The 3,420-nt window shown below is 23.8% G+C and carries 2 protein-coding genes and 1 pseudogene; all 3 read right to left on the bottom strand.

The features are described from left to right. Nucleotides 1-480 precede the first annotated feature (480 nt). Nucleotides 481-1,568 (bottom strand): annotated as a pseudogene (locus MBCUR_RS09985) (IS630 family transposase). A gap of 116 nt (nucleotides 1,569-1,684) precedes the next feature. Then, complete coding sequence (locus MBCUR_RS01530; protein WP_169805775.1) at nucleotides 1,685-2,713, bottom strand: tetratricopeptide repeat protein; 1,029 nt, start codon at nucleotides 2,711-2,713, stop codon at nucleotides 1,685-1,687. 19 nt (nucleotides 2,714-2,732) lie between these two features. Beyond that, the gene (locus MBCUR_RS01525) at nucleotides 2,733-3,125 is read right to left on the bottom strand and encodes a hypothetical protein (RefSeq protein WP_157077521.1); all 393 of its coding nucleotides are present in this window, start codon (nucleotides 3,123-3,125) and stop codon (nucleotides 2,733-2,735) included. Nucleotides 3,126-3,420 lie beyond the last annotated feature (295 nt).

Here is a 3,420-nt window from a genome sequence, read left to right as displayed (position 1 = left end):
TATCAGCCAAACGATCACCTAATTCTTCAACTTTTGCATACTGTTTATTTATAAAATAATTATTCAAGTTATACATACTATTAAATATGTATATTATCATATATAAACCTTTCTATGCCAATTTAAATAGCACACAAATAAAATAAATTCGTAAAAAAAACACAAATAATAAAAAAATATTTTTATTGGAGTTTATAGAAATTCTCATTAGTATGAATAATATAATTATTATAATAAAATGGGATCATATTTATCATGCTTGATACTTGAAATTAATGAGTTTTCTGAAAAATTATTTTTATAACACATTTAAATCTATTTTAAAGATACAACAGAGCTTAAAAATCTATTTAAAAACATTTTTCATGAAATCATTGACGATAAACCCTTTTTAAAAATTGGATAATAGAATACATACCCAACAGTTGTAAAATTTAAGTAATATATTGTTAAGACAATTTAATTTTCATATTTTTTTATTTAAGTATAGTATTTTGATAATTTTTTATCAGCATTTTTTTTAGTGAAATTCCAGTTTATTTTACATTTATTTTCATTTCTGTAGTTCTGATAAGCTGTAGTTTCTTTAATTAGTAAGTTTTTGTTACTTATTTTTCTTCCAGTGCATTGTGTATCCATTACATTAATTTCAATTTCGGCAATATTAAGCCAACTGGCATGTTTTGGAGTGTAATAAAAAGTTATTTTGCTTATCAACTCTATGGCTTCTTTATATTCAAAATTTTCAAGAATAGAAAGATAAGTGTGGGTATTTAAGTTATACATAACAATTCGCTGATGTTTAGCATCAGAATACACATCATTAACTAAATATTTGATGTAATTAGCAAAATCTGCTTTAGTTCTTCTGTCTGTAACTGTTATGTCTCTTTTTCCGCCTTTAAAGTCAACGGCGACAAAAATATTGGCTGTTCCATTTCTACTGTACTGATAATCATATTTTTCAGGACTTCCAGGTTTCATCGGAATTTTATCCACAATATCTCCTGTTAAATGCTTATGCTTCTCATCAAAACAAATTATCGGATATTTAGGATCATAATCTTTAGAATAGAGTTTTAAAATAGTATACATTCGTTTTCGATATTCATCGTCAATTTCTTTTATGCACCACATTTTTTTCAGCCAAGGCTTAGTTGAGTTTTTTTTAAAATGATTCGAACAGATTCACGAGTCAGTGTTTCAAAACCTTCTTTTTCACGAAGAGTTTCAGCTAAAAGTCTAATACTCCATCTTTTATGTCCTTTTGGAGGATCAGTACATGCCAATGCTATTATTTCAGTTTCTTTTTCAACATCATATTTTTTTGGCTGACCAGAACGAGGTTTATCATTTAAAGCAGATTCTAATCCTTCATCTAAGTATCTTTTTTTAATTTTAGCAATAGTGCTTACACCAATATCTAAAATATCAGCAATATCTTCTATTTTTTTATCTTTATTGAGCAATAAAAGAATTCTAGCCCTATTTATTTCTTTTTCTTTTTTAACCATCTTTTTTAAGCAATTATAATCATTTTTTCTGAGTTCTAACTTTCTATGTTTCATATTGTTATAATATATAATTTAAAGCATATAAACATTTATAATTAAATTGTCTTAACAATATTATAGAACTAGAATTTATAATAAAAATTTCAAACATTGAAAGTAAGAGTAAATCATTATATTAAATCATTTATTGTTTTAATTAATTTTTGAGCTTTTTCATATTCAAAGTCTGTTTTACCATTTTTAAGTAAATACTCATTATGTTTAATTTTATTTAAAAATTCAATAGCTTTATCATATTCTTTTTTTCCTTTTAAAGCTAATGCAATATAGTATGAAGCATCCCAACCTTTTGCTGATGATTGATTAAAATATTCTATTGCAGAATCATAGTCTTCCATACATAAATAAATGGTTCCTTTAATTTCTTTTAAATAAGAATCATCATCTTCATCTTTTTCAATAGCAAGGTCAATAAGCTTTAAAGCTTTATCATAATCTCCAATTTTGCGATAAATAATGGCTTTTTGTCTAATTTTAATTTCAGCATTTATATCTTCATCAGGAATTAAGTCAAATGTTGATATTGCCTCTTGATATTTTTTTGATTCAATCAAAGCATCACCTTTATCAATGTAAAGCCATGTTGGCTCATTATCATAATATGGATCTGATTTTTGAAGTTCAATAGCTCTATCAAAGTAGCCGATAGCTTGATCATATTTAGAGCAATCTTCTCTACCGTAGTTTATATATACATAAGCTAAAGAGATATAGCCTTCAGAATTATTAGGATTTACTTTAACTATTTCTTGTAAAAGTGCTTCATCTTCTATTTCAACATAGTTTCCTACAGTGTCTATATTTATATTCCTTAATTCCAAATCATCAGGATAATAAATTAAAGATTTGTTAACAAACTTAACTATCTCATCCATAAGTTGAAAATGTTGTAATAATTTTGTTTTTAATTTAACAAGTTCAAGATTTTCATAAATGTCTTCATCATATCTATTTAAAAATTCATATAACTCTTCATATTTTTCTAAATTAAATAAGATCTTTGATTTAATCAGAACAAAATCTAAATTATCAGGGTATTTTTTTAAGAATTTATTTCCTGTTTTCAATGCTTTAGCAGAATTTCCTGCCTTTATTAGTTTATTTAGTCTTTTTATTGTTTTTTCTATTTTTTCGCTCATCATAAATCCCTCTCATTAATTATGTATGAAACCATGAATTTTTTTCCATTTGATTAATACAACTAACTAAAGATCCATCGCCTAGTTGCATCCATTGGTTATTATGTCTTTGCCAATCTAAAGTACAATTTTTTAATTCTTTATCAAAAATTGTTATACGTCCATACATATATTCGATATACTTTTCATCAATTATTGGGACTATATATTTCCTATCCTCATCAATTTCATCCCAAAAATAAAAATAAACACGACCTGCTTTTATATTAATACGAGCAACATCTTTTTTTAATTTTTCATTTTTTTCTATTTCTTCTTTAACAATAGCATTTATTTTTATTTTCTCATCTTTTGTTAATTTAACAGGTTTAGGGGCAGAATTATAAAGATATCTTTTTGCCATATTTTTCATTCCTTCATTTTTTTTTCAAATGAATTTAATAATTTGAACCAAGCATTTAAAAATGTCTAGTTTATACCAAAACTTCCTCACTAGACAAATTCAAATATCATTTATATATTTTATAATTTAATGTTTTTAGTATTTATTTATTATTAATATTTTTTTTATTTTAAGATATTTTTTATTTTAATATATTTTTTATTCTAATATTTTTTTAGAAAAACTTATTTATTTTAAATTAAATATTATATTTAATAATAAATTTAAAGGATTTTTTTCTATTTAAATATTGACAATTTAATAA

This window comes from Methanobrevibacter curvatus (genome assembly GCF_001639295.1).
In the GTDB taxonomy this organism is placed as follows: domain Archaea; phylum Methanobacteriota; class Methanobacteria; order Methanobacteriales; family Methanobacteriaceae; genus Methanoflexus; species Methanoflexus curvatus.
The sequence above is the reverse complement of the archived record's forward strand: the minus strand, read 5'-3'. Positions and strand labels throughout refer to the sequence as shown.